General features: G+C 58.5%; 1 protein-coding gene and 1 tRNA gene. Both read right to left on the bottom strand.

The features are described 5' to 3' along the window. Positions 1-807 precede the first annotated feature (807 nt). Positions 808-884, bottom strand: a tRNA-Ile gene (locus tag PSTU_RS0115805). A gap of 119 nt (positions 885-1,003) precedes the next feature. Next, positions 1,004-2,549: RNA polymerase sigma factor RpoD (rpoD, locus tag PSTU_RS0115800; RefSeq protein ID WP_019341995.1), on the bottom strand; the 1,546-nt coding region annotated here is incomplete at its 5' end.

The following is a 2,549-nucleotide window of genomic DNA, read 5'->3' as shown; positions in this document are numbered from 1 at the left end:
CCCGATGCGGTGCATCGGGCGTTCTGAATACCTCAAATTTAGCCGAAACGGTGTAAACCTATTTCAGGACTAGACACTACTCAGCTGGCGCCTGTACACCTTCATAGCGTTCGCGTCCGCTTGGACTTTATTACGGGCGCTTGAGGCGAAGCTGCCTGATGCCTTGGTTGATGAAGCGCATCTTGTTGCCTTATTGCCCGCGCAGTCTTTCCGTCATCGTCATATGCGATGAGCCGACTACGGCGATGAAGTCTCGCTGCAGAGCGATAGGGATTTACTGAATGGCATGCTGCGCGCTCGTCTTCCCTGTGTGTGGTAAGTCGGGCGGCGGGCTTGGCCATGGTTGAACGTCCTTGTACATGGGACGTGCATTTTGGGGGGTATTGGTGAGTCTCGATGTGGTTGAGGTCACTGTTCGAAGCGTTGGTATCCAGCAGGCGTGCCTGCACCATGCCTAGGGTATCGATCTATACCTTGTCATTCATGGACGTCTTCATTTCGTGAGCCGATTAGCGAACCTATTCGGCTCATCTCGTGGCTGCGTCGGTGGCAATGAACTTTGGGACGACCACCAATAATTCGTGGCTCATGGGCTGCAAATTGGGTAAGTCAGCCCTTAGGGCTACAACTACTAGGGGTGATTTAGCACCTGCCTCGGTTTTCCGATTAGAGGTGCAGCTAGCTTTTGCTGGCGAGGGCCGGCTATGCCTGACGACGATGAGCGGAACGCAAAGCGGCGCCCGCAAAAATATTCGGGCCAGAAAAAGAAAAGGCCAGCTCGAAAGCTGGCCTAAATCTTAACTTTAGTGGTGGGCCCACACGGACTCGAACCGTGGACCAAAGGATTATGAGTCCTCTGCTCTAACCAACTGAGCTATAGGCCCTCAGAGGCGGGGCGGATTATACCGGTGGTGTTGCCGGCGCGCCAAGCGAAGCTCAACGTACGTTGTTGATTTAGCTAATGCTGAATGCAGAACCCCCGGCGCGGGCCGGGGGTTCTGGTTTACTCGTCGAGGAAGGAGCGCAGGTGCTCGCTTCTCGTCGGGTGGCGCAGCTTGCGCAGCGCCTTGGCTTCGATCTGACGGATTCGCTCGCGGGTGACATCGAACTGCTTGCCAACTTCCTCGAGGGTGTGGTCGGTGTTCATGTCGATGCCGAAGCGCATGCGCAGTACCTTGGCTTCCCGTGCGGTGAGGCCGGAGAGGACTTCGCGAGTGGCTTCCTTGAGGCTCTCCACGGTCGCCACGTCGATCGGCGATTGCATGGCAGAGTCTTCAATGAAGTCGCCCAGATGCGAGTCTTCGTCGTCGCCGATGGGGGTTTCCATGGAGATCGGCTCTTTGGCGATCTTCAGCACCTTGCGGATCTTGTCCTCGGGCATTTCCATGCGCTCGCCAAGCTCTTCAGGTGTGGGCTCGCGGCCCATCTCCTGCAGCATCTGACGGGAGATGCGGTTGAGCTTGTTGATCGTCTCGATCATATGCACCGGGATGCGGATGGTCCGCGCCTGGTCGGCAATCGAACGAGTGATCGCCTGGCGAATCCACCAGGTGGCGTAAGTGGAGAACTTGTAGCCGCGACGGTATTCGAACTTGTCCACCGCCTTCATCAGGCCGATGTTGCCTTCCTGAATCAGGTCGAGGAATTGCAGGCCGCGGTTGGTGTACTTCTTGGCAATCGAGATAACCAGGCGCAGGTTGGCCTCGACCATCTCTTTCTTCGCCCGGCGAGCCTTGGCTTCACCGATGGACATGCGACGGTTGATGTCCTTGATGTCGGCAATCGCCAGTACGCATTCTTCTTCCAGCGCGAGCAGCTTCTGCTGGCAGCGTTGGATGTCTTCCTTGCGCGCGGCGATGGCTTCGGCGTATTTGCCCTTGCCGCCGGCGAGCTGATCAGCCCAGCCCAGGTCTGTTTCGTTGTTCGGAAACTGACGCAGGAAATCGGCGCGTGGCATGCGAGCGTCACGCACACAGATCTGCATGATGGCGCGTTCCTGAGCGCGAACCTGGCTCAGAGCTTCACGTACACGCAGGACCAGCGCATCGTACTGCTTGGGGATGAGCTTGATCGGCATGAACAGCGTGGCCAGTTCCTGCAGCGCGTCGGTGGCCTGCTGGCTACCGCGACCATGCTTCTTCAGGGCCTTCTTGGCGACGTCCAGTTGCTCGGCAACAGCGCCGAAGCGAACGCGAGCGACTTCCGGATCCGGACCGCCATCACCTTCTTCTTCTTCGCTATCGGAGTCGTCGTCATCCTCGTCGTCCTTGTCATCGCCGGCTGGCTTTGCAGCTGCCTGTGGGGTGACGGGCTCGACTTCCTGCTGCGGGCCGGCAGCGCCGTCGTCGTCAGGGTCGATATAGCCACTGAGGATGTCGGACAGGCGGCCGCCTTCGCTGGTGACGCGCTCGTAATCAGCGAGAATGCTGTCTACGGTGCCCGGGAAGTGGGCAATGGCGCTCATCACCTCGCGAATGCCTTCCTCGATGCGTTTGGCGATTTCAATCTCGCCTTCGCGGGTCAGCAGTTCGACGGTGCCCATTTCGCGC

The organism is Stutzerimonas stutzeri SDM-LAC (assembly GCF_000235745.1).
Lineage (GTDB): Bacteria > Pseudomonadota > Gammaproteobacteria > Pseudomonadales > Pseudomonadaceae > Stutzerimonas > Stutzerimonas stutzeri_H.
Note: the sequence above shows the minus strand (reverse complement) of the source record. Positions and strands in the feature narration are given on the sequence as shown.